The organism is Flavobacterium aureirubrum (assembly GCF_038739835.1).
In the GTDB taxonomy this organism is placed as follows: Bacteria; Bacteroidota; Bacteroidia; order Flavobacteriales; family Flavobacteriaceae; genus Flavobacterium; species Flavobacterium aureirubrum.
In genome coordinates this window covers 12541-34436 of record NZ_JBCGDO010000015.1, presented here as the reverse complement: position 1 = coordinate 34436, position 21896 = coordinate 12541, and the positions used below count along the sequence as shown (strand labels likewise).

The following is a 21896-nucleotide window of genomic DNA, read 5'->3' as shown; positions in this document are numbered from 1 at the left end:
AAAAGTTGAGGAGTTTAAAAGTTGAAAGGTCTATGAGTTTAAAAGTTATAAAATTGAACACTCAGTTCTGACCACTGAATACTATTTATTTTATTTCTTCGAAATCAATATATTCACCAACAACTTTCTTTTCCTTGGGTTTTTCAAAAGTATCAGCTGGAGTATTATTTTTCTGCTGGTAGTTTTGCTGTTGCTGCTGGTATTGTTGAGACGCTTTTTCAACTACTTTTTTGGCAATCACAGGTAAAAATAGACGAGCTAAAAATTTGAAAATATAGTAAAAAGCAATTATATAAAGTATGGTTTTTAAAAAACCCGGCATTGATGCTGTTTCCATCTCTGAGATAATTTTTGTCAAAAATACTAAATTCCTTAATGCAATTTTCGGTTCTACATCTTAAATAAATGATAAATTATATTACTTTTGGTAGACATTATACGCTGTAAACCACTAGACCATGTTTAAAATAAAAACACTATTCATTTTTGGGTTATTTCTTTGTTCTGCCCATCAATATGCCCAGTATACCGATGTTATTAATTCAAATAGACCAGGAAGATCAATGTCAGCGTTTTCTGTGGGAAAATCTGTTATTCAAGCAGAAGTTGGTTTGTATGGAATAAATGAAGAGCATCAGTTACAACGCTATGAAGCGAATGGTTTTGGAAATGAGTTGAGTGTAAGATATGGTGCTTTTTTTGATCAGTTTGAATTTAATTTAGAGTCGCAGTATCAATATGATTGGTACAGTTCACCTTTGATTATGGATACTCGCGGTGGTTTTAAGCAATTCACTTTAGGAGCAAAATATTTGGTTTATGATCCTTTTTTAAGAGCAAATGATAAGCCCAATTTATATAGCTGGAAAGCGAATCACAAATTTAGTTGGAAACAATTTATACCTGCTGTGGCAGTTTATGGTGGTTTTAATTTAAACTTGGGTACAAATCCGTATACTTTTGACACTGATCCAGCTATTAGTCCTAAATTGATGCTGATTACTCAAAATCATTTTGGGAGCAAATGGGTTTTTGTTACCAATATCATCGCTGATCGATACCTGACAGATTTTCCAACTTTAGCATTAATTACCACTTTAACTAGAGGTTTTAATATGCGTTGGTCTGGTTTTTTAGAGTTTCAAGGCTATAAAAGCGATTTTTATGCCGACACTGTTTTTAGATTTGGAGCCGCTTATTTAGTAAGAGAAAATATTCAGTTGGATGCTTCATTATCCAAAAACTTTAAAGACACACCCTCTATTTTATATGGAGGTTTTGGACTTTCATGGCGTTTTGATAGTAATTATGAAACAAATTACAAACGAATTAAAAACGATAAAAAAGACGACAAAAAGAAAGATAAAAAATCAAAAGCAGACAAAGGTAAAAAACGTAAAGACGAAGTAGAACTCGAAAATCCAAAGCCATAATGATCACCATAGTTGAAGCCAATTCCAAAAGACTTCTCAAGGAGTTTATAAAATTCCCATTTGCATTATATAAAAATCATCCACACTGGGTTCCGCCTTTAATTGATGACGAACTACAAACTTTTGATAAAGAAATAAATCCCGTTTTTAAATCGGCTGAGGCCTATTTTTATTTAGCATATCAAGATAATCAAATCGTTGGGAGAATAGCAGCAATCATTAATTGGAACGAAGTCAATGACCAACAAAAAAAGAAAGTTCGTTTTGGTTGGTGGGATGTGATTGATGATATCGAAGTTACAAAAGCACTATTAGAAAAAGTTTATGAACTAGGTAAAAAGAATAATTTAGACCATGTAGAAGGGCCAATGGGCTTTTCTAATCTTGACAAAGTGGGTGTGATGGTTGAAGGATTTGATGAAATAGGTTCCATGATAACTTGGTATAATTATCCTTATTATGCCACTCATTTAGAAAAGTTGGGTTATGTAAAAGAAAAAGAATTTCATGAAAATAAGTTTCCTTTTAGCAATGTTAAAACAGAGTTTTTTTTAAAAGCTAATGAGTTGATAAAAAAACGATATGAGCTAACGCCTGTTAACTTTTCTAAAACAAAAGACATTATGCCCTATGTGGACAAAATGTTTGATTTATTCAATAAAAGCTATGCCAGTCTTGCCTCTTTTGTCGCTATTACTGATGCACAAAAAGAATTTTTCAAGAAAAAATACATCAATTTTATCAATCCAGAGTATATAAAATTCATTGTAGATAAAAACGACAATATTGTGGCCTTTAGTATTGTTATGCCTAGTTACGCTGTGGCTTTGCAAAAAGCAAATGGAAAGTTATTTCCTTTTGGTTTTTACCATTTATTGAAAGCAAGGAAGGAAAGTAAGGATATCATATTTTACTTAATTGGTATTGATCCTGTTTATCAAAGTAGAGGTGTTACCGCCATTGTTTTTAATGAATATTATGAAGCTTTTAAAGATAAAGGTATTCAATACTGTTATAATACACCTTATCTTGAAGATAACCATGCAATTATCAATATTTGGAAACATTTTGAGCCAGTTGTTTTCAGGAAGCGAAGAACTTATCTAAAAAACTTATAGTTGCTTTTCTTTGCTTTTGTATAAAGATACCAGAACGCCAAGTGTTAACGATAAAGCAATAAAGCCTAATGAAATCCATTCGGGGAATTTGTAATGGTGTACAATCAACATTTTTATTCCAACAAAGGTTAAAATGGCAATTAAACTGTATTCGAGATAACTAAATTTTTCTAGCATATTAGCCAAGAAAAAGTACATAGAGCGTAATCCTAAAATTGCAAAAATATTGGAACTAAAAACTAAAAACGGATCAGATGTTATAGCTAATATTGCTGGTACACTATCTAGTGCAAATAGCATATCCATAACTTCAATTACAATAAGAGCTACAAACAAAGGTGTAGCTGCCGTGATATGCCTTCTCTTTACAAAAAAGTGCTCACCATCTGTATGAGAAGTAATGGGAATTATCTTTCGTAGATTTCTATAAACAAAAGATTTTTTTGGATTGAATTCTTCTTCTTCGCCTTTGAATATCATTTTGATGGCGGTAAAAAGTAAAAAGGCACCAAAAATATAGGTCATCCAGCTGAATTTATTAATCAGTATCACACCAAAATAAATCATCAAACCTCTAAAGGCAATTGCACCCAAGATTCCCCAAAATAAAACACGATGCTGGTATTTTTGAGGAATTTTAAATGAAGCAAAAATTACAGCAATAATAAAAATATTATCAATGCTTAATGACAACTCAATTAAGTAGCCAGTAATGAATTTTAAAGTGGCTACTGCTGGAGTTAAATTTGTTGGATTATCGATGTAACCATTGGCATAAATCCATTTGACTACAAATGAAAAGGCAAACGAAAGTGTAACCCATATACCTGTCCATATTCCGGCTTCTTTAGGTTTTATTATATGTGGGTTTTTGTTAAAAACGCCCAAGTCAAGCGCCAAAAATAAAAATATTAAGGTCAAAAAGACAATCCAGACAAGCATGATGTTTGATTTAATTCGTGCAAATATAGCAGTTTGGTTTTTCAAATAGTAATAATTAACAAATGTTGTGATTTTTTAAACCACACAAATATTGTCAATAAATCATTTTTGCCCCTAAATAAATAGGGTATATTTAATATAAATTAAAATTAATACTATATTTGCAACAAAATAATAGGGTATAATTATAAAAAATAAAATTTTATGTCAACTTTACGTTTTCAAGCATTAAAAGATGCAGCAGGTAGAAAACCTGTAAAATTTGAAGAAGCTGGTAAAAAATCAGCACTTTTTGGTTCGAATGTGTTTAACGATAAAGCCATGAAGCAATTTTTGACTTCGGATGCTTATAAAGGAGTAAAAGATGCGGTGCAGCACGGAACAAAAATAGATAGAAAATTGTCCGATTATATCGCAATGGGTATGAAAGAATGGGCTTTGTCCAAAGGCGTAACTCACTATACGCATTGGTTTCAACCATTAACAGGAACAACTGCCGAAAAGCATGACGCTTTCTTCGAAACCTCTTATGATGGTTCTGATCCGGTAGAAAAATTTGGCGGTGGACAATTAGTTCAACAAGAGCCAGACGCTTCTTCTTTTCCAAATGGTGGAATTAGAAACACTTTTGAAGCTCGTGGCTATACTGCGTGGGATCCAACTTCTCCTGCATTTATTTTTGGAACAACTTTATGTATTCCTACGGTTTTCATTTCATATACTGGTGAAGCTTTAGATTATAAAACACCTTTGTTACGTGCCTTGAATGCAGTGGATGAAGCGGCAACTGAGGTTTGTAAATATTTTGACAAAAACGTTAAAAAAGTAACTGCCACTTTAGGTTGGGAACAAGAATACTTTTTAGTTGATGCATCTTTAGCTAATTCGCGTCCTGATTTAGTGATGACAGGAAGAACATTGCTTGGACACACTTCTGCCAAAGGACAACAATTAGATGACCATTATTTTGGTTCTATTCCTTCTCGTGCTTTGAACTATATGCGAGAGTTAGAAGAGGAATGTATGTTATTGGGAATTCCAGTAAAAACACGTCACAATGAAGTAGCGCCAAATCAATTTGAGCTGGCTCCAATTTTTGAGGAAACTAATTTAGCGGTTGACCACAATTCTCTGTTAATGGATGTAATGTCAAAAGTGGGCGAACGTCATGATTTTAAAGTATTATTTCACGAAAAACCCTTTAAAGGAGTGAATGGTTCAGGGAAACACAATAACTGGTCGATGGCAACAGATACTGGTGTGAATTTACTTTCGCCAGGAAAAACGCCTATGAGTAACCTTCAATTTTTATCTTTCTTTATCAATACTATTAAAGCGGTAAATGAATATGAAGAATTATTAAGAGCTTCAATTGCAACGGCAAGTAATGACCATAGATTGGGTGCCAATGAAGCGCCACCAGCCATAATTTCTGTATTTATTGGAGCACAATTGACCAAAGTGTTAGCTGAATTAGAAGGTGTTTCTAAAGGAAAATTATCGCCAGAAGAAAAGACCGATTTGAAACTGAACGTTGTAGGTAAAATTCCAGATGTGATGTTGGATAATACCGATAGAAACAGAACATCGCCGTTTGCTTTCACTGGAAATAAGTTTGAGTTCAGAGCCGTTGGTTCGTCTGCAAACTGTGCTAATGCCATGACAACGCTCAATTCTATTGTGGCCAAACAATTGAAAGCGTTCAAAAAAGAAGTAGATGCTTTAATCGAGAAAAACGATTTGAAAAAAGACGAAGCCATTTTCAATGTATTGAGAGAATATATCAAGGAAACTAAAAACATCCTTTTTGAAGGCGACGGTTATAGCGATGCATGGGAAAAAGAAGCTAAAAAGCGTGGCTTGAGTAATCATAAAACAACTCCAGCAGCTTTGAAAGCTAAAGTTTCTAAAAAAGCATTAGAGTTATTCAAAGATTTGAACGTAATGAACCACGTTGAAGTAGAAGCGCGTTACGAAATCGAATTGGAAGAATACACTAAGAAAATCCAAATTGAAGGTAGAGTTTTGGGCGATATAGCTCGTAATCATGTCATTCCAACAGCTATTCGTTATCAAAATACCTTGATTGAAAACGTTCGTGGATTAAAAGAAATCTTCGGAAAAGATTTTGAGAAAATAGCTAAAGAGCAAATTTCCTTAATCAAAGATATTTCACTCCACATTGAAGGCATCAATTCTAATGTAGAAGCGATGACCGAAGCTCGCAAAAAAGCCAATGCTTTAACCGATGCTCAAAAAATGGCCGAAATGTATTGCGATAAAGTAAAACCCTATTTTGAAGTCATCAGAGAACACTGTGATAAATTAGAACTTTTGGTGGATGACGAAATTTGGACGTTAACTAAATATAGAGAGTTGTTGTTTACGAGATAGTTTTTTCAGAATATAGAAAACAGCCAGAATAAAGACTAAACCTGCTTGATAAAAGCAGGTTTTTTTTGTTTTATAAATTGATTTTTTAAGGTAAAAAGGTGTAACTTTTATTCAGAATATGTTTTTATGCCCTGAAAGTAGCTTCAGACAGCTACAAAGTAGCTTCGGAGAGCTATAAAGTAGCTTCGTACAATTAAAAAGCATCTTTAAATAACTACAAAGTATCTTCGTATGCCTGCAAATCGTCATCGGACAGCTACAAAGTATCTTAGGACAGCTACAAAGTGTTTACAAAATAGTAAAAAGTATCTTTTAAATACTAGTAAATAATTAATAAAATATAAAAAGTATCTTTATACTTGTAAAAAGTAATATTTAACATCATTAAAGTGTAATTTTACTAAATTTGAACCTATAATTTATTATTTTTGTGGGAAGTAAATTTTTTTAAAGCAATGAAAAAAAGTAAACACAGCATCAATACAGGCGTCATCATTAAAAATTTGATGAAAGAATTGAATTTATCCAACTCTGAAATTCAAACAGCCATTGGCAGAAAAGGGAGTGCCATGTTTAAATACTATAGAAACGAAAGCATTCAAACTGATATATTGATTGATTTGTGTTATGCTATGAAATACAATATTTTTCAAGTAGTGGCCAATCAGTTGCCCGAAGAATTTAGAAATATCAATGTCGAAACGCAAAAATCAGCGCAAGAACAACGCATTACCGAGCTTGAAGAAGAAAACAAAATTCTGAAAGCGCAATTGGATATTATTATGAAGTTGAAAGGATAGAACTACAGGTATTCAAATAAAAAAAAATCCCGCTCATTGAGCGAGATTTTAGTGCAATATTTCCCAGTTACAATGGTGTGACCGTGTATGTAGCTGAGCCATTAAAGTTGATGGTCAATTCTACTCTGTAATTTCTTGGCACTGCTGCGGTATTTGTAACAGTTATCCCTGTACCGTCACTTTCGAGGGTGCCATCTGCTAGATTATCGCCGTGAAAACTTCCTCTAGGGTCATCATAAACAAATTTGAAACGGGCATTGTTATTAGCGGATATAGTAAGATTAAATATAAATGTATTTGTCGCTACTGAATAGGTGCTATTAATAAATGATGATGTTAAATCGTAGTCTATTATTGGACTTAGCGATCTTAGACCCAATGAAAAATCATTTAAAGGATAAGTTGGACCAGAACCATTCACTAAATCAATTAAATAATAGCCTGTAGTATTTACTAAAAAACTTGCCCCATTTACTTGAAGGTTATTCGATAAATTAACACCATATATAGGAGAACTTGCCGTGTTAGTGGCTAAAAACTTTAATTCTGTACCCGCTGTTAAATACCGGTAACCAAATCTATTTAAGTTGCCACCACTACTAAGACTAGCCATTAACAATGCTGTTGTTGGATTAAACGAATTAAACGTTCCATACATGAAAAAGTTGTTTGGTGTGCTTGGCGATGCACTTCCAGTTGTAGGTAAAGATAATTGTCCGCTGTCACTAACGGTTAATTGATAAGGCGTTCCATTTGGCGAAACCAATGTAATTCCTTCACCTGGAGAAGTAATCAAACTGTCGGCAGCCAATGCATAAGGAACACTCAGCAATTGTGTGGTTCCAACTAAAGCATAATTAGTTCCACCTGTAGCATCCATTTCAACTCTCAAAAACTTAGCATTGGTTGCCCAGTTAATAGTGTTAAACACGCCAGAAACAACAGTTCCTTGCCCAATTACTAAATTAAATAAGCCTTGTGCATTGGTTGTTCGCAGTTGCGTTTCTGAATATAAAACCGTTCCCGAAATCGAAGAATCTAGTATCGAAAGTCTTACTTGAACATTGGAACTAATCACCGGATTCCCCGACGAATTAAGCGCAATGGCTTGATAAGAAATACCTTGTGGCACTTGAGCAAATGATAAAAAAGTGATAAAAAGTAAGCTAAGTGTAATTATTTTTTTCATATAGTTATTGTATTGAATTTAAATCTTGAATTGAGTTTTGTCCCGAAATTTCGGGATTGAATTTTATCGTTTAATTATTTTAAAAGATGCAATTTTTTGGTTTGCAAATGTAATAAGATAAACACCCGATGGAAGTTGTGATAAATCCAAAGAATTATCGGTCGAAATGTTCTTTTCTGAAATTAATTTCCCCGACATGTTGTAAACAGCGACCTTTTCGTCTACAAGATTTGTGTTCGTTTGAAAATAAATGGCAGCCATTGTAGGATTAGGATAAACTACAATTTTTTCATTAAGAGTTAATTGCGGCACTTCTAAAGTCTGATTTACTTGCGATAAAAGACCCAATATTCCCGAAGCGGATTGCGTTTGATTTTGAGGAACAACAACAATTTCACCTACAGCTATTGAACCACTACCACCGATAATACTTCCTGAATTTATAGATTGAATCACTGCTTGTGCAATTCCATTACTACTTAAAAACAAACAAAATAAAATAAATAATTGTTTCATTGGCATAATTTTTAGTGAGCAAATATAACTGTTTCTATCTAAACGAAGTACCACATTTCCCATGATATATTTAAAATGGTCTTGCTTTTAGATGGTAAGAAACAAATTTTGCGTAACTTTCCCTATATTTTTTTAGTATGAAAATCTATTCTGCCTACATTCTATTTTTGTTTTCTGTTTTCACTTCTACCGCTCAGGAAAAAATGGTTTTGTTCTTCGATAGCAATAAGTTTGATTTAAATTCAAGCGAGACTTCAAAGCTAAATAGGTGGATTCTAGAAAACGCAAATTCCAAAATTGTAGCGATAAATGGTTATACTGACGAAGATGGAACTTCGGGTTTTAATGATACACTTGCCAAAAAAAGAGTTGATTTTATTTTTAATCAGGTTAAAAAGTTTGTCAAGATTAGGGAAGATTTTAAATCGAGAAGTTTTGGTGAAAATTTTACACAATCGGCTAACAAAGCGGAGAATAGAAAAGTATCTATTTATTACATTTTAGAAAAAGACATTTCAAGAGAAGATGAAATCCTTGGAATAAAAAACGAGATTATACCCAAAGAACCTAAACCCGAAATAGTTTACCCCGAAAAACTAGTTTTTGAAAATCCCAATGGAACCCAGTCCGAATTTAAACTTGATCGCGCTTTTATGAAGAAAGTGAGTGAAGCAAAGCCAGGTGAAAAACTGAAAATTGAAAACCTCAATTTTGTCATAAATACTTTTGCGGTTGTCAATGAATCTCGTGGAAAGCTTTTTGAATTGCTATTAGTTTTACAAAAAAATCCGCAAATGAAAATCGAAATTCACGGTCATTTATGTTGTATGCCAGTGGATAGAACTGATTTGTCAACCCAACGTGCCAAAGCCATTTACAATTTTTTGATACAAAATGAAATCGATAAAAGCCGATTGTCCTACAAAGGTTTTGGAAGCACACAACCCGTTTTCCCTTTACCCGAAAAGGATGAAAAAGAGCGCGCTGCTAATAGAAGAGTTGAAATATTAATCGTTCAAAACTAATGATGCGGAACTATCTTTTATGTTTATTTTACCTGTTTTCGGTTACTGTTTTCAGTCAAAACAAACTGGAAGTCTTCTTTGATTTTAATAAAGATGTTCCCAATGAGTTGTCTCAAATTAAAATTAATCAGTGGGTTTTGGAGCATAAAAATGCTGAAATAATCCGAGTTCTAGGTTATTGCGATAGTGTTGATGATAGTGAATATAACAAAGAATTGGCCATGCGAAGGATAAACACCATGATTACTTTTTTTAAAGACAATGCTGTCAAAATAAGCGATAAAGTAGAATTGAAAGCGTTTGGAAAAGATTTTGACTATTCTAAAAATCAAAGTGAAAACAGGAAAGTAGTTGTTTTTTATACAGAAGTAGAAGTTATAATTCCGAAAGATGTCACTGTTGAAAGTGATTTTCAATTGACGCAATTGTCAACCTTGGTAGCTGAAGAAAAATCAACTTTAGCATCAAAATTTGATAAGGCAAAAAAAGGTGATTTGATTAGGATTAATAACATCAGTTTTTATTTCAATTCCGAAAAAGTGATGCAACAATCGGAACCCATTTTGGAAGAGTTATATCAAATTATGGTAGCTAATCCAAAATTGAGAATAGAAATTCACGGACATATTTGTTGTAATCCAAACCCTAATGACACCAAGTTATCTTACCGAAGAGCGCTTGTTATTTTGAAATATTTGACAAAAAAAGGAATTCCAGTGAACAGAATGAATTTTAAAGGATATGGTAGCAATGACCCAATTTATCGTTTGCCCGAAAGAAATGAAAAAGAACGCGCTGCTAATCGTAGAGTTGAAATTTTAATTGTTGCTAAACAATGAAACTGAAAATCATCATATGTTTTTTTCTGATTTCTATCAAATCGTTAAGCCAAAAACAATTTGAAGTGTTCTTTGATTTCAATAAGGACTTTCCAAACCAAAGTTCTATTCTCGCTACAAACGAATGGATAGCTGCCAATAAGAATATTGAAATTGTCAAACTTTTAGGGTATTGTGATAGTGTTGATACCAAAAATTACAACAAAAAATTAGCCGAAAGACGCATCGAAAATGTTCGAGATTTATTAGAAAAAAGCGGATTGAAATTCAATAAAAATCTAGAAAAGATAGCATTTGGAAAAGATTTCAAACAATCAAAAATTCAAGCAGAGAATAGAAAAGTCACCATTTTTTATAGCGAAGAGCAATCAAAACCCATTGAAAGTGAGTTGACAAAGCTCATCAGAAATTCCAAAGTGGGCGAAATCATAAAATTGCCTAATATTTATTTTTTTAATAATTCAGCTAGAATAGTACCCAAATCACAATCTACATTGTATGACTTACTTTGTGCCATGGAAGAAAATCCTAAGTTAAAAATTGAAATTCAAGGACACATTTGTTGTCAATTTAATACTGATATAAATGATGTTTCTACCGCAAGAGCTAAAGCTATCTATTCCTATTTGATTAGAAATAAAATCGATAGAAAGCGAATGACTTTTAAAGGATTTGGAACATCAAGACCCGTTCATAAAATTCCGGAAAGAAACGAAACCGAAGCCGATGAAAACCGAAGAGTGGAGATTTTAATTTTGGAAAACTAAATTCAAAAATCTGCATTCTAACTAAACAATAATCAGTATCATTAATTTAAACTTTATATGTACTTTTGTATTTGTGAAGCAGAGGATATACATAGATACATCAGTAATAGGCGGATATTTTGATGAAGAATTTAAAGATGCGACAAGAAGTTTTTTTAAAAGATTTGAAAACAATGAGATTGTTTTTGTGATTTCGGATTTACTTGACGTTGAATTAATAAGAGCACCAAAAAACGTCAAGGAATTGCTCCATAATTATTCTACCGAGAAATTTGAAAGAATAGAATTAACCGAAGATGCCGTTAAACTTGCAAACAGATATATTGAAGAAAAAGTTGTTGGGAAAACTTCTTTGGAAGATTGCAGGCATATTGCGATAGCAACAATTAGTAAAGTTGATGTTTTAGCAAGTTGGAATTTTAAACATATTGTGAACTTAGACAGAATAAAAGGATATAATTCAGTAAATTTAAAATTAGGTTATCAAATGATTGAAATTAGAAGTCCAAAAGATTTAATAAACTTTGAAAATGAAAACGACTAAAAAAATAGAAAAAAAATTTGATGCAGTAAAAATGATGCGTGAAATTAGAGACAAAATAAGTGCAGAAACTCAAAATATGAGTTTTGAAGAGTTAAAATCATATTTAAAAAATCAAATAACAGATAGCAAACAGAAACCTATTGGCAAATAACTATCTACTAATAGTCCTGAGAAAATCTTAAAAAACAAGAAGTATGATTTTAATAGCAGTTACTACTAAAAATGAGCTCTGATAACAGCCAACGTTACAACCTTCGCGGCGTTTCTGCTTCGAAAGAAGATGTGCACAACGCCATCAAAAACATCGATAAAGGATTATTCCCCAAAGCTTTTTGTAAAATCGTTCCCGATTATTTGACCAATGATGATGAATATTGCCTCATTATGCATGCTGATGGCGCAGGAACAAAATCGTCTTTGGCTTATATGTATTGGAAAGAAACGGGTGATTTATCGGTTTGGAAAGGCATTGCACAAGATGCATTGATTATGAATATCGACGATTTATTATGTGTTGGTGCTACTGATAATATCTTGCTTTCCTCAACCATTGGAAGAAATAAAAACCTCATTCCAGCTGAAGTGATTTCAGCCATTATCAACGGAACAGAAGAGTTGATTGCTGAGTTGAAAACCTTTGGCGTTACCATTCATTCTACTGGCGGTGAAACTGCGGATGTGGGTGATTTAGTGCGAACCATTATTGTAGATTCCACCGTTACCGCTCGAATGAAACGCAGCAAAGTGATTGACAATGCCAATATCAAAGCTGGCGATGTGATTGTTGGTTTAGCTTCTTTTGGTCAAGCCAAATATGAAAAAGGATATAACGGTGGCATGGGAAGTAATGGTTTGACATCGGCAAGGCATGATGTTTTTGCCAATTATTTAGCTACCAAATATCCTGAAAGTTTTGATGCTTCTGTGCCAAATAATTTGGTGTATTCTGGAAAGGTGAAATTGACTGACGAAGTTGAAAATGCTCCAATTGACGCTGGAAAATTAGTACTTTCTCCAACACGGACTTATGCACCAATCATCAAAACAATTCTTGATAAATACACTCCGAGCGAAATTCACGGAATGGTGCATTGTTCTGGTGGCGCACAAACAAAAGTGTTGCATTTTGTAGATAATGTTCATGTGATAAAAGATAATTTATTTCCAATTCCACCTTTGTTTAAATTAATACAGGAACAATCAGCAACAGATTGGAAAGAAATGTATCAGGTTTTCAACTGCGGACACCGAATGGAATTGTATGTTCCCAATGAGATTGCCAATGATATTATTGCCATCTCAAAATCTTTTGGTGTGGATGCGCACATTGTAGGTAGAGTAGAAGCGATAGATTCTGATAGTCATCAGAACAAGACTAAAAAGCTCACTATTGAAAGTGAGTTTGGGAAATTTGAGTATTAGATTATCACAACTATGAAAATTAATCCAAAAAACGGTATCGATAAATTGCTTTTTGGCATGAAACAAAACCATGTTGAAGCTATTTATGGCAAACCAAACAAGCAGTTTAATGACGATGACGGCAATTGTATTTATCTGTACTTTGCGGAAAAGTTACGATTAACGTTTTATGAAGATGAAGGATTTCGTTTGGGTTATATCATTACATCTAATCCCGAAGCAACACTTCTGGATAAAAAAGTCGTTGGGATAAATGTAGAAGAGTTAAAAAACGAATTGCCTTTTAAGTCATGGGAACAAGAAGATTTTGATTCTACTGTGAATCATTTTAATGAAAGTAATTGGTTAATTCTTCAATCGGAATTTGGAGTAGTCATTCGAGTAGAAATCGGAGCGATTATAAAAGATAACGACGAATTTGACTGGAAGTTTAAGGGTTAGTGTTCAGTATTCAGCGATTAGTGTTCAGTCAAACAAAATTAAACTTTATAAACATTATAAACTTGTTAAACTATCTCCGCGCTTAAACCGGCTTCCAATAACTGTGTGCATTGTGGTTTTAACTCATCAAAACTTCCTGTTTTTACCGTGCATTTTCCTTTATAATGAACAAGAATTGCGCACTGTTCTGCCTGTTCCGATGTATGATTACAAACACGAATTAAAGTGTCAATAACGTGGTCAAATGTGTTTACATCATCATTAAACAAAACTATCTCGTTGTTTATTCCGATTTGTTCTTCAACTAAAAAATCTTCTTTAATTTTTTCTATTGTGCTCATTTGCAAAGGATTTAAATTCTAAAAATTCAAAAGCTAATTTACATATTTTAAAGAAACCCAATTGTTTCTTTCAAATTTTTTAACAAAAGTTAGTCCTTTTTCGGTACAAGAAGCCTCTATAAACGGAATGTCTTCGTTATAAAAACCACTTAATAAAAGAATGCCATTTTTGTTTAAACACTCCACATAGTGTTGCATATCATTTAACAATATGTTTCGGTTGATATTAGCAATAATCAAGTCGTATTTTTTATTTTTTAATAAAGTGGCATCGCCTTCATAAACAGTAATTTTATGGCAATTATTGCGTTCTGCATTTTCAATAGAGTTTAGATAACACCAGTTGTCAATATCGATGGCATCGATCGGTTGTGCGCCTTTCATCTCGGCAAGAATAGCTAAAATTGCCGTGCCACAACCCATATCGAGTGTTTTTAAATTCTTAACATCGGTTTCTAAAAGGTGTTGTATCATCATGTGAGTAGTTTCATGATGACCTGTTCCAAAACTCATTTTGGGCTCTATAACAATATCAAATTCAGCATCAGTTTTAGGATGAAATGGTGCACGAACATGGCATTTTCCATCTACATCAATCGGTTCAAAGTTTTTTTCCCATTCTTCATTCCAGTTCACTTGTTCTATTTCTTCAATAGTGTATGAAATGGTAAACTCTGGAGATGTTAAAAGATAAATATCGTTCAGCATATCTTCGGTCCAAAGGTCTTTTTGAATATAGGCAATAAAACCATTATCGGTTTCAATAAAACTTTCAAACGGTTTCTCTCCCAATTCAGCAATGAGAATTTCTGATCCTAACTCTTTGGGTTCTACTGAAAAATGATACCCTAAATAACTATTTGACATCAACAATTGTTTTTGCAAAGGTAACATTCGAAAGCTTGCAAAAAGCAGATTATAAAGAGAAATTTAATCTGATTTCACTATCGCTTTCAAACTTGCATTTGGTAACTCATCAGGTGCAACACTGAAAATCATCAATTTTAGATAGCGTTTATTATCAGCATCATATAAATACGTGATGGTGTTATCTTTTGGATTATACGTAAGTTTTGCTTTCATAAACTTTGATTTTATCGACCACGAACCTTCGGTTTCGCTGTCCTTAGTAAAGTTATAAATCGAACCGTGGTGCAATCTACTTTGTCCGTTATCAATCATCGAGATAACGATGTATCCATTTGTTTTTGACCCAATTTCTCGAATGTCAATTACAGAGTTCTCATATTCGGTTTCTTGAAGTTCATATTTTTCATATTCATTATTCCAGACGTAGTATTTCCGTGAGTCGGATTGGAAACGTTTTTGAATATCGATTTGGGCTCGCATGCCGATGCTGAATAAGCATAGGAATAAAATAGTGCAGGTTGTTTTCATCTGATTTGTTGACATTTATAGTTGCTAAAGTAGTATATTAGTCCGACTAAAAGCAAATATTATTGATGAAATGCGTATTATTTATAAAATATATAAAAAAAACCTTTCAAATTAATGAAAGGTTTCTTTATTGAAGAGATTTTTCTTAAATCGAATTTACGATGGCTGCAAAATCATCAGCTTTTAATGCTGCACCACCAATTAATCCACCATCAACATCGGGTTTTGAGAATATTTCTTTGGCATTATCTGGTTTGACACTTCCGCCATATAAAATAGAAACATCTTCGGCAACGTCACTTCCAAATCTTTTTCGGATAGTTTCTCTGATAAATTCGTGCATTTCTTGCGCTTGATCTGGCGACGCAGTTTCTCCCGTTCCAATTGCCCAAACCGGTTCGTAGGCTAAAACAATTTGTTCCCAATCTTTATTTTCAATATGGAATAAACCATCGCGAAGTTGATTTTCTACTACATTGAAGTGTTGTTTGTTTTGCCTGTCTTTTAATTCTTCACCAAAACAAAATATTATAGTCATATCGTGTTTTAAAGCAGTGGTTACTTTTTGTGCCAAAATGGTATCTGTTTCGTGAAAATAGGCACGACGTTCTGAATGTCCGAGGATTACAATATTTACACCAATACTTTTTAACATAGCTGCTGATATTTCACCTGTGTAAGCGCCACTTTCATTTTGATGCATATTTTGTGCAGCAACGCCAATATTGGTAAATTCTAAATGATCAACAGCCGATGAAAGGTTTACAAATGTTGGTGCTACAATAATTTGTGCCTCGATATCGTTTGGTAATTTATCAATTAAATCATTTAATAAATCTTCCGTTTCTTCGGCATTTTTGTGCATTTTCCAATTTCCAGCAACAATTTTTTGTCTCATTATTCTAATTTTTTTAAAGTCTCATTAATTTGTTCAAAATCTGTTTCAATAGCTCTATAAGTAATTATGTCACCCTTTTTATCCAAAATAATATAGCGAGGAATCCAGTCTAAATCTATCGATTTTCCAAATTCGCCTTTCATTCCATCTGTTACCCAATAATGATCTCCTTTTAGTTCGTGTTTTTCCATTCCGGCTTGCCATTTGTCAAAAGCTTTATCCATAGAAATAAAAACGTAGTCAACACTTGGGTTATTAGCTTGCATTTCTTTTACTTTGGGCATTGCTTTCACGCAATCACTGCACCATGAAGCCCAAACTTCGATTACAGTAACTTTTCCTTGGTGTTTTTTTACTACTTCTTTAAATGTGATTTCAGTATTGGCTGGTGTAATCATTTTTTTTGATAAGCTTTCTTTTGAAAACTCTTTTTTTTGTGCATTAGTACATGATAGACTGATAATCGCAACAACGAGACATAGTGTTATTTTTTTCATTTTTATAAAATTCAAGATGTTAATTTAAATATTTTGACCCTTCGTAGTATCTTTTAAAAAGAACAGTCTGTGCTTTTTTCTTCTACGTAAGCGTCTTTCTTTTTTCTTTTTAGTATCGTATAAATATTTAAAAATTAAGATAACGCCCAAAACAGGTAAAAAAGTTAGAGCGCTGCCAATTAAAATATAAATAGTATTACCCAACGGTGGGTCTTCCATAGTTGAAATATGATTCAAAACGAAATAGCCGAAAATAAAAATAAGTATGCAGGCAACAATCCCTATGAATGCTCGTTGATACAAACTTTTTGACATTATATATTTAATCATAATAGAAAAGTCTTAATTACTTATAAATGTAGGAAAAAAAAGTTATTTCTTTAACTCAGAATAAGGTTTATTTATTAGTTTTTGATAATCAGTGATATCAAATTTATTTGCGTTAATACCATCATAATATTTTAATTCATTCCCGTTCCACAGATATTTGATACCAGGCGTGTCTCTTTTTGAGCCTAATACATTCCAAAAAGGAATCACTTCAATTATTTTATATGGATACTCTGCACCCGCTTCTTTGAAAAAAGCAGGAATTAAATCGGCTTCTTCATTCATAAAAATGATAGAAATTTCAGGAAAGTTTTTTGTTGTTTTTTTCAATTCTGTCAACTCTTTTGCTGCAACGCGACAATGGTCGCATCCAGGAACAAAGAAACAAAGGGTTTTTCGACCTTTATCTATTGATGAAAAATATTGCGCATAACCTGATTTCTTTTTTTCGGGTTCAGTTGGTTCTGCTTTTGCAATTTCAGTAACAACTTTCACTTTTTCTATTGTATCTGTTATTTTTTTAACTGCGATAGTATCAATACTCGTTTCCGTAAGAGTGTCATTTATTGTTTCTTCAGGCATAGAAACGGTAAACTTACTTTCTATTGGTTGGATTGGTGCAATCATGAATAACAATAAAATTGATGCAAAAGTTATGGTAGTCAGTACCCAAAAATTATCTTTTCTTTCATTCGTTTTTTGCATAATGATAAATAGCCCAACAAGAAAAACCATAGCAATTACATTTTTTATGATGGCTTCAATAGGCGTCATTGGCAATAAACTTCCAAAACAGCCACAATTTCCGGCATTACCGCCATTTTGTATGGTTTCAATTGTTAAATGTGCTGTAAAAACCGCTAAAATCAGTATTGTTGACGGAATAATTAAACTTCGTAGAAAGTTTTTTTGTAGAATTAAAATGCCCAATGCAAGCTCAATTCCAATAAGAATTCTTGAAAAATACGGAGCAAAACTCTCTGAAAATCCCATTGGATACAATTGTTTTACTTCAAAAGTGGAAATGGCGAAGTAAGGCGAAGGATATAATTTTGCAACTGCTGATAGCAAGAACAAAAATGAAATTAGAATTCTAATTCCCCAAGTAATGTTGTTTTTAGATGTTGTCATACTTTATTTTTTTTGTAACCCTGAGCAATCCCGAGGTTTTGGGACAAGTGTTATTGTCCAAATTTCATTAAAATCAATGCGAATATAGCATAGTTTATCATGTCTTGGTAATTGGCGTCAATACCTTCTGATACTAGAGTTTTACCTTTATTGTCTTCAATTTGTTTTACACGAAGTAATTTTTGCAGTATCAAATCAGTTAGTGAACTCACACGCATTTCGCGCCACGCTTCACCATAATCGTGATTTTTTACTTCCATTAATGATTTGGTCAATGCTACTTTTTCGTTGTATAATGTTATTGCTGAAACTACGTCTAAATCAGGTTGATCCACAACACCAAGTTCTATTTGAATTAAAGCCATGATTGCATAATTAATAATACCAATGAATTCACCTGTTTCATCTTCGTCTACTTTTCGAATTTCGTTTTGTTGTAAACTTCTAATGCGTTGTGCTTTAATGAATATCTGGTCGGTTAATGAAGGTAATCTCAAGATGCGCCAAGCACTTCCATAATCTTTCATTTTATTGATATAAAGTTCGCGACAAATCGCGATAACCTTGTCATATTCTTGAGAAGTATTACTCATTTCAGTGTATATTTGTATCAAATTTTACAGCATTTTATTTGATTACTTGATGCTGTCGTGTCAAAAGTAAAGAATAAAGATTGAAGTACAAAGTACAAAATCCTATAACTCAGTTAAGAATTAAAATGACCATCAATTGTTTAGGAAATCTTATTGATTTATCAGTTCCAAAAGTAATGGGAATAGTAAATGTTACACCCAATTCTTTTTACGATGGTGGTAAATACCAAGATGGAAAAAGTGTGCTTTCACAAGTAGAAAAAATGCTGGTTGAAGGTGCAACTTTTATTGATATTGGTGGCTATTCCAGCAAACCTAGTGCCGAATTTGTTTCGGAACAAGAAGAGATAAGCCGTTTAATTCCGATAGTAGATTTAGTTTTGAAAAATTTTCCTGATACACTAATATCGGTCGATACTTTTCGTGCCAATGTTGCAAAAGAGGCAATACAAAATGGCGCTTGTATGGTGAATGATATTGCTGCTGGAAGTTTAGATGCAAACATGATGGAAACTGTTGCTCAACTCCAAGTGCCGTACATTATGATGCACATGAAGGGCAATCCAAAAACGATGCAAAGTCTGGCGCATTATGAAAATATTACCAAAGAAATGCTTTTTTATTTTTCAGAGAAAGTAGCTTTGGCTCGTAGTTTTGGCATCAACGATTTAATAATTGATCCGGGTTTTGGATTTGCAAAAACGCTTGAACAAAATTTTCAAGTTTTGAATAATTTGGAACTATTTCAAATGGTAGAATTGCCGATATTAATTGGTGTTTCAAGAAAATCAATGATTTACAAGACGTTAGAAACCACGCCAGAATTTGCTCTAAATGGAACTTCTGTCCTCAACACAATTGCACTTCAAAAAGGCGCTTCTATTTTAAGAGTTCACGATGTAAAAGAAGCTGTCGAATGTATAAAATTGGTATCACAATTATGAAAAAAATAGCTTTATTAGGATTTTGTAGTTTACTGTTTTCCTGCCAAGATAAAGAAGTACTTTTACCTATGGCAAAAGAAACCGTTCTAGCAGACGTGAAAGATCATTCGCCTGTTTATTTCTTTTTTAAAATACAAGAACAAGACACCATTGTTGATGTTAATAGAAAAAATACGATAAGTTCTACCAATTGGTTGTTCAATATTGATAAAAGATTGCCACTTCGAAAGGTAATTTTAGAAATAAAGAAGTTGCAGAATAAAAAGGAGGGAAGTATGCATAAAAGCGAATCTTCCGAAAATTATTTTACCTATACGGACACAGTAAAGAAAACTTTAGCTTTTTTACCCTTTACAAAAGTGAAATACAAGCTCGAAAAGCCAGATGTATTTGTTACACATTTTTATTTAGACAGAAATGATTTAGTGCACTTTAGAGATCAAGTTTTTTCTAAGAATGAACTAGGAGATTTTATCAATAATTTGAGTGTTGACAATAAATCAAAGATTTTCTTTTCTTTTGATAAAGGAATGTCTTTTGGGAAATACATAGAATATGAATTCTTTTTGAAGCAAATGGCCATTACCAAAAAAGGAATTGTCATCAATAATAATTTGGAATATATTTATTGATGATGGTAGGGTTCGTTTCTTAAAATGGTAAAGCCTCGATACAATTGTTCAATAAAAAATAATCGTACCATTTGATGCGAAAAAGTCATCGCAGATAATGAAATTTTTCCTGCTGATTTTTTGTAGACTTGTTCACTAAATCCGTATGGTCCACCAATTACAAAAACCAGAGTTTTTACTCCCGAATTCATCTTCTTTTGTAAATAATCAGCAAATTGGATACTAGAAAAGGAATTTCCATTTTCGTCTAACAAAATCAATTGATCAGTAGGATTCAGTTTGGCTAAAATCAGTTCGCCTTCTTTTTCTTTTTGTTGGCTTTCCGATAAGTTTTTTACGTTTTTTATATCAGGAATGATTTCCAAATCAAATTTGATGTAAAAAGATAAACGTTTAGTATAATCGTCAATCAAAGTTTGTAACGATTTGTTATCGGTTTTCCCTATGGCGATTAGTTTGATGTTCATGGTTACTTATTTATTCCAAATTTTCCACGCTTTTTCTGCTTGAAAAACCAACATTTCATAACCGTTTTTTGTTATCGCACCATTTTTTTTAGCTTTTTTCAGAAATTGTGTTTCCTCCGGATTGTAAATCAGGTCAAAAGCGATATGTTTTTTAGTGAAGAAATTATAAGGAAGTGGAGGAAATTCGGCTGTTTCAGGACTTGTTCCCAAAGGTGTACAATTGATAATAATATGATAGTTATCAAAAGTGGTCGCGTTTATTCTATCATAATCGATCATGCCTTCTTTATCTTGGCGAGAAACAAAGGTGTAAATAATTCCGAGTTCGTTGAGTGCAAAAGCCACTGCTTTGGCTGCGCCACCAGTTCCGAGAATTAACGCTTTTTTATGATGGGATTGCAATAAAGGTTGTAATGATTTCTTAAATCCATAATAATCTGAATTGTAACCTTTTAGTTTACCTTTTTTAGTAAAACGTATAACATTTACGGCACCAATTTGCGCTGCTTTTTTTGATAATTTATTTAGATAAGGAATTATTTCTTCTTTATATGGAATGGTTACGTTCAGTCCTTTTAAATCGGGATTTTCAGTAATGATTTTTGGAAATTCTTCAATGGATTGTATATCGAAATTTTCGTAAACAAAACCTTCAAAATTACCTGAGATAAACTTTTCGGTGAAATATTTTTTAGAAAACGAATAGGAAATGTTTTTTCCAACAAGGCCATACAGTCTATTAATATTTTCCATCAATGGTTAAAAATAACGGAACCATGCATCGAACTTTTTTACCTAAAAGTTCGCCCGGTTTCCATCTTGGAGAATTTTTTATTATTTCGATTATCTCTTTATCAGTTTCTTCACTGGTAGTTGTATCGACACTTCTAAAGATTTTGATGTTAGATACTTCGCCAGTTTTTTCAACAATAAAGCTGACAAAAACATCATGTTTTATATTATTTTCTTTTTTAACAAAAATATTCACATGAGCGTTAAAGGTCTCATTTCCTCCGGGAAATTCAGGTTTTACTGTTACGCTATTATCGGTATAAACTATGGTATCGTTGTTTTTTGTTTGTTCTTCGATAAGAACAGTCTTCTTATTGACAATTTGATTTGTTTTCCAATAAATTTCTGTTCCGGATTTTTCATTTCTAATATTTGATACAATAGATTGTGCTTTGTAAACAACAAAAAAGAAAATGCTAGCTAATAAAATTTTTATTTTCATG

At 32.7% G+C, this 21896-nt stretch carries 27 protein-coding genes; 13 read left to right on the top strand and 14 right to left on the bottom strand.

Features of this window, described 5'->3' with window-relative positions:
- Positions 1-85: 85 nt before the first annotated feature.
- Complete coding sequence (locus tag WFZ85_RS11270) at positions 86-358, bottom strand: DUF4834 domain-containing protein (RefSeq protein WP_342696393.1); 273 nt, start codon at positions 356-358, stop codon at positions 86-88.
- A 100-nt stretch (positions 359-458) separates the two neighbouring features.
- Between WFZ85_RS11270 and WFZ85_RS11265 the strand changes: the two genes are divergently transcribed.
- Positions 459-1433, top strand: coding sequence for a transporter (locus WFZ85_RS11265; RefSeq protein WP_342696392.1), 975 nt, complete (start codon positions 459-461; stop codon positions 1431-1433).
- Entirely contained in the window at positions 1433-2551 is a 1119-nt protein-coding gene (locus tag WFZ85_RS11260) for a GTP cyclohydrolase (protein ID WP_342696391.1), read from the top strand. Before WFZ85_RS11265 ends, WFZ85_RS11260 begins: the two co-directional genes overlap by 1 nt.
- On the opposite strand, the gene WFZ85_RS11255 is transcribed toward WFZ85_RS11260, so the two are convergent.
- Positions 2546-3493 carry a TerC family protein gene (locus tag WFZ85_RS11255; RefSeq protein WP_342696390.1) on the bottom strand — a complete coding sequence of 316 codons (948 nt, stop codon included), beginning with the start codon at positions 3491-3493 and terminating at the stop codon, positions 2546-2548. The two genes, WFZ85_RS11260 and WFZ85_RS11255, sit on opposite strands and share 6 nt — an antisense overlap.
- 204 nt (positions 3494-3697) lie before the next feature.
- Between WFZ85_RS11255 and WFZ85_RS11250 the strand changes: the two genes are divergently transcribed.
- Both WFZ85_RS11250 and WFZ85_RS11245 read left to right on the top strand, forming a co-directional pair.
- Entirely contained in the window at positions 3698-5887 is a 2190-nt protein-coding gene (locus tag WFZ85_RS11250; RefSeq protein ID WP_342696389.1) for a glutamine synthetase III family protein, read from the top strand.
- A 455-nt stretch (positions 5888-6342) separates the two neighbouring features.
- Positions 6343-6687, top strand: coding sequence for a hypothetical protein (locus tag WFZ85_RS11245; RefSeq protein WP_342696388.1), 345 nt, complete (start codon positions 6343-6345; stop codon positions 6685-6687).
- A gap of 67 nt (positions 6688-6754) precedes the next feature.
- Here the strand turns inward: WFZ85_RS11245 and WFZ85_RS11240 are convergent, their stop codons facing one another.
- Together WFZ85_RS11240 and WFZ85_RS11235 are read right to left on the bottom strand one after the other, a co-directional pair.
- A complete protein-coding gene (locus tag WFZ85_RS11240; RefSeq protein WP_342696387.1) occupies positions 6755-7876 on the bottom strand; it encodes a cadherin repeat domain-containing protein in 1122 nt (373 codons plus the stop codon).
- A gap of 63 nt (positions 7877-7939) precedes the next feature.
- Positions 7940-8392 (bottom strand): T9SS type A sorting domain-containing protein, encoded by a 453-nt coding sequence (locus WFZ85_RS11235; protein WP_342696386.1) that lies wholly within the window; start codon positions 8390-8392, stop codon positions 7940-7942.
- 137 nt (positions 8393-8529) lie between these two features.
- Between WFZ85_RS11235 and WFZ85_RS11230 the strand changes: the two genes are divergently transcribed.
- The 7 genes from WFZ85_RS11230 (at position 8530) to WFZ85_RS11200 (ending at position 13430) form a co-directional block, all read left to right on the top strand.
- Positions 8530-9417 carry an OmpA family protein gene (locus WFZ85_RS11230; protein WP_342696385.1) on the top strand — a complete coding sequence of 296 codons (888 nt, stop codon included), beginning with the start codon at positions 8530-8532 and terminating at the stop codon, positions 9415-9417.
- Entirely contained in the window at positions 9417-10256 is an 840-nt protein-coding gene (locus WFZ85_RS11225) for an OmpA family protein (protein WP_342696384.1), read from the top strand. The genes WFZ85_RS11230 and WFZ85_RS11225 overlap by 1 nt, the downstream gene beginning before the upstream one ends.
- Positions 10253-11023, top strand: coding sequence for an OmpA family protein (locus tag WFZ85_RS11220; protein WP_342696383.1), 771 nt, complete (start codon positions 10253-10255; stop codon positions 11021-11023). Before WFZ85_RS11225 ends, WFZ85_RS11220 begins: the two co-directional genes overlap by 4 nt.
- Before the next feature lie 73 nt (positions 11024-11096).
- Positions 11097-11567: a PIN domain-containing protein gene (locus WFZ85_RS11215; RefSeq protein ID WP_342696382.1), complete on the top strand. Its 471-nt coding sequence runs from the start codon at positions 11097-11099 to the stop codon at positions 11565-11567.
- Positions 11554-11718 carry a hypothetical protein gene (locus tag WFZ85_RS11210; RefSeq protein ID WP_342696381.1) on the top strand — a complete coding sequence of 55 codons (165 nt, stop codon included), beginning with the start codon at positions 11554-11556 and terminating at the stop codon, positions 11716-11718. Before WFZ85_RS11215 ends, WFZ85_RS11210 begins: the two co-directional genes overlap by 14 nt.
- Positions 11719-11789: 71 nt before the next feature.
- A complete protein-coding gene (locus WFZ85_RS11205) occupies positions 11790-12989 on the top strand; it encodes an AIR synthase related protein (protein WP_342696380.1) in 1200 nt (399 codons plus the stop codon).
- A 12-nt stretch (positions 12990-13001) separates the two neighbouring features.
- Positions 13002-13430: a hypothetical protein gene (locus WFZ85_RS11200; RefSeq protein WP_342696379.1), complete on the top strand. Its 429-nt coding sequence runs from the start codon at positions 13002-13004 to the stop codon at positions 13428-13430.
- Between the two features lie 65 nt (positions 13431-13495).
- On the opposite strand, the gene WFZ85_RS11195 is transcribed toward WFZ85_RS11200, so the two are convergent.
- The 7 genes from WFZ85_RS11195 to WFZ85_RS11165 form a co-directional block, all read right to left on the bottom strand.
- Positions 13496-13771 (bottom strand): ATP-dependent Clp protease adaptor ClpS, encoded by a 276-nt coding sequence (locus WFZ85_RS11195; protein WP_342696378.1) that lies wholly within the window; start codon positions 13769-13771, stop codon positions 13496-13498.
- Positions 13772-13804: 33 nt separating this feature from the next.
- Positions 13805-14638 carry a 50S ribosomal protein L11 methyltransferase gene (prmA, locus tag WFZ85_RS11190; RefSeq protein WP_342696377.1) on the bottom strand — a complete coding sequence of 278 codons (834 nt, stop codon included), beginning with the start codon at positions 14636-14638 and terminating at the stop codon, positions 13805-13807.
- Positions 14639-14701: 63 nt separating this feature from the next.
- Entirely contained in the window at positions 14702-15184 is a 483-nt protein-coding gene (locus tag WFZ85_RS11185) for a hypothetical protein (RefSeq protein ID WP_342696376.1), read from the bottom strand.
- A gap of 130 nt (positions 15185-15314) precedes the next feature.
- Positions 15315-16067 (bottom strand): triose-phosphate isomerase, encoded by a 753-nt coding sequence (tpiA, locus tag WFZ85_RS11180; protein WP_342696375.1) that lies wholly within the window; start codon positions 16065-16067, stop codon positions 15315-15317.
- A complete protein-coding gene (locus WFZ85_RS11175) occupies positions 16067-16564 on the bottom strand; it encodes a TlpA family protein disulfide reductase (protein ID WP_342696374.1) in 498 nt (165 codons plus the stop codon). Before WFZ85_RS11175 ends, tpiA begins: the two co-directional genes overlap by 1 nt.
- A gap of 372 nt (positions 16565-16936) precedes the next feature.
- Complete coding sequence (locus WFZ85_RS11170; protein ID WP_342696373.1) at positions 16937-18025, bottom strand: MauE/DoxX family redox-associated membrane protein; 1089 nt, start codon at positions 18023-18025, stop codon at positions 16937-16939.
- Positions 18026-18075: 50 nt separating this feature from the next.
- Complete coding sequence (locus WFZ85_RS11165; RefSeq protein WP_342696446.1) at positions 18076-18618, bottom strand: DUF1599 domain-containing protein; 543 nt, start codon at positions 18616-18618, stop codon at positions 18076-18078.
- 125 nt (positions 18619-18743) lie between these two features.
- On the opposite strand from WFZ85_RS11165, the gene folP reads away from it, so the two are divergent.
- Positions 18744-19562 (top strand): dihydropteroate synthase, encoded by an 819-nt coding sequence (folP, locus tag WFZ85_RS11160; protein ID WP_342696445.1) that lies wholly within the window; start codon positions 18744-18746, stop codon positions 19560-19562.
- Entirely contained in the window at positions 19559-20194 is a 636-nt protein-coding gene (locus tag WFZ85_RS11155) for a hypothetical protein (RefSeq protein WP_342696372.1), read from the top strand. Before folP ends, WFZ85_RS11155 begins: the two co-directional genes overlap by 4 nt.
- On the opposite strand, the gene rlmH is transcribed toward WFZ85_RS11155, so the two are convergent.
- The 3 genes from rlmH to WFZ85_RS11140 are packed head-to-tail and all read right to left on the bottom strand — an operon-like array spanning position 20188 to position 21895.
- Positions 20188-20661 (bottom strand): 23S rRNA (pseudouridine(1915)-N(3))-methyltransferase RlmH, encoded by a 474-nt coding sequence (gene rlmH / locus WFZ85_RS11150; protein WP_342696371.1) that lies wholly within the window; start codon positions 20659-20661, stop codon positions 20188-20190. The two genes, WFZ85_RS11155 and rlmH, sit on opposite strands and share 7 nt — an antisense overlap.
- Before the next feature lie 6 nt (positions 20662-20667).
- Positions 20668-21414 (bottom strand): shikimate dehydrogenase family protein, encoded by a 747-nt coding sequence (locus WFZ85_RS11145; protein WP_342696370.1) that lies wholly within the window; start codon positions 21412-21414, stop codon positions 20668-20670.
- A complete protein-coding gene (locus WFZ85_RS11140; RefSeq protein ID WP_342696369.1) occupies positions 21401-21895 on the bottom strand; it encodes an energy transducer TonB in 495 nt (164 codons plus the stop codon). Before WFZ85_RS11140 ends, WFZ85_RS11145 begins: the two co-directional genes overlap by 14 nt.
- Position 21896 lies beyond the last annotated feature (1 nt).

Bases quoted from the DNA above. Each gene is read 5' to 3' on its own strand.
- WFZ85_RS11230 (WP_342696385.1), top strand. From the start codon at position 8,530: ATGAAAATCTATTCTGCCTACATTCTATTTTTGTTTTCTGTTTTCACT.
- WFZ85_RS11200 (WP_342696379.1), top strand. From the start codon at position 13,002: ATGAAAATTAATCCAAAAAACGGTATCGATAAATTGCTTTTTGGCATG.
- WFZ85_RS11140 (WP_342696369.1), bottom strand. From the start codon at position 21,895: ATGAAAATAAAAATTTTATTAGCTAGCATTTTCTTTTTTGTTGTTTAC.
- WFZ85_RS11220 (WP_342696383.1), top strand. From the start codon at position 10,253: ATGAAACTGAAAATCATCATATGTTTTTTTCTGATTTCTATCAAATCG.
- WFZ85_RS11265 (WP_342696392.1), top strand. From the start codon at position 459: ATGTTTAAAATAAAAACACTATTCATTTTTGGGTTATTTCTTTGTTCT.
- WFZ85_RS11195 (WP_342696378.1), bottom strand. From the start codon at position 13,771: ATGAGCACAATAGAAAAAATTAAAGAAGATTTTTTAGTTGAAGAACAA.
- folP (WP_342696445.1), top strand. From the start codon at position 18,744: ATGACCATCAATTGTTTAGGAAATCTTATTGATTTATCAGTTCCAAAA.
- rlmH (WP_342696371.1), bottom strand. From the start codon at position 20,661: ATGAACATCAAACTAATCGCCATAGGGAAAACCGATAACAAATCGTTA.
- WFZ85_RS11205 (WP_342696380.1), top strand. From the start codon at position 11,790: ATGAGCTCTGATAACAGCCAACGTTACAACCTTCGCGGCGTTTCTGCT.
- WFZ85_RS11260 (WP_342696391.1), top strand. From the start codon at position 1,433: ATGATCACCATAGTTGAAGCCAATTCCAAAAGACTTCTCAAGGAGTTT.
- WFZ85_RS11250 (WP_342696389.1), top strand. From the start codon at position 3,698: ATGTCAACTTTACGTTTTCAAGCATTAAAAGATGCAGCAGGTAGAAAA.
- WFZ85_RS11165 (WP_342696446.1), bottom strand. From the start codon at position 18,618: ATGAGTAATACTTCTCAAGAATATGACAAGGTTATCGCGATTTGTCGC.
- tpiA (WP_342696375.1), bottom strand. From the start codon at position 16,067: ATGAGACAAAAAATTGTTGCTGGAAATTGGAAAATGCACAAAAATGCC.
- WFZ85_RS11145 (WP_342696370.1), bottom strand. From the start codon at position 21,414: ATGGAAAATATTAATAGACTGTATGGCCTTGTTGGAAAAAACATTTCC.
- WFZ85_RS11235 (WP_342696386.1), bottom strand. From the start codon at position 8,392: ATGAAACAATTATTTATTTTATTTTGTTTGTTTTTAAGTAGTAATGGA.
- WFZ85_RS11240 (WP_342696387.1), bottom strand. From the start codon at position 7,876: ATGAAAAAAATAATTACACTTAGCTTACTTTTTATCACTTTTTTATCA.
- WFZ85_RS11210 (WP_342696381.1), top strand. From the start codon at position 11,554: ATGAAAACGACTAAAAAAATAGAAAAAAAATTTGATGCAGTAAAAATG.
- WFZ85_RS11225 (WP_342696384.1), top strand. From the start codon at position 9,417: ATGATGCGGAACTATCTTTTATGTTTATTTTACCTGTTTTCGGTTACT.
- WFZ85_RS11245 (WP_342696388.1), top strand. From the start codon at position 6,343: ATGAAAAAAAGTAAACACAGCATCAATACAGGCGTCATCATTAAAAAT.
- WFZ85_RS11170 (WP_342696373.1), bottom strand. From the start codon at position 18,025: ATGACAACATCTAAAAACAACATTACTTGGGGAATTAGAATTCTAATT.
- WFZ85_RS11175 (WP_342696374.1), bottom strand. From the start codon at position 16,564: ATGAAAAAAATAACACTATGTCTCGTTGTTGCGATTATCAGTCTATCA.
- WFZ85_RS11255 (WP_342696390.1), bottom strand. From the start codon at position 3,493: ATGCTTGTCTGGATTGTCTTTTTGACCTTAATATTTTTATTTTTGGCG.
- prmA (WP_342696377.1), bottom strand. From the start codon at position 14,638: ATGTCAAATAGTTATTTAGGGTATCATTTTTCAGTAGAACCCAAAGAG.
- WFZ85_RS11185 (WP_342696376.1), bottom strand. From the start codon at position 15,184: ATGTCAACAAATCAGATGAAAACAACCTGCACTATTTTATTCCTATGC.
- WFZ85_RS11155 (WP_342696372.1), top strand. From the start codon at position 19,559: ATGAAAAAAATAGCTTTATTAGGATTTTGTAGTTTACTGTTTTCCTGC.